Source organism: Streptomyces spinosisporus (assembly GCF_022698145.1).
Classification (GTDB): domain Bacteria; phylum Actinomycetota; class Actinomycetes; order Streptomycetales; family Streptomycetaceae; genus Streptomyces; species Streptomyces spinosisporus.
In genome coordinates this window covers 1-374 of record NZ_JALDAX010000075.1, presented here as the reverse complement: position 1 = coordinate 374, position 374 = coordinate 1, and the positions used below count along the sequence as shown (strand labels likewise).

Below are 374 nucleotides of genomic sequence, written 5' to 3'. Positions count from 1 at the left end.
GAGGAAGGACCCCGACGGGCCCTACGGCGACTACTACGTCTGGGCCGACGACGACAAGCAGTTCGCCGACGCGCGGATCATCTTCGTCGACACCGAGGCCTCCAACTGGACCTTCGACCCCGTCCGCAAGCAGTACTACTGGCACCGCTTCTTCTCCCACCAGCCGGACCTCAACTACGAGAACCCGGCCGTCCAGGAGGAGATGATCTCCGCCCTGCGCTTCTGGCTGGACCTCGGCATCGACGGCTTCCGCCTGGACGCCGTGCCGTACCTCTACCAGGAGGAAGGCACCAACTGCGAGAACCTGCCCGCCACCCATGAATTCCTCAAGCGGGTGCGCAAGGAGATCGACGCGAGCTACCCGGACACGGTGG

1 protein-coding gene is annotated in these 374 nt (G+C 65.0%); it reads left to right on the top strand.

All coding sequences use genetic code 11. The features are described 5' to 3' along the window. Positions 1 to 374, top strand: a 374-nt coding sequence (locus MQN93_RS43770; RefSeq protein WP_242713930.1) for an alpha-amylase family glycosyl hydrolase, incomplete at both ends; no start/stop codon positions are given.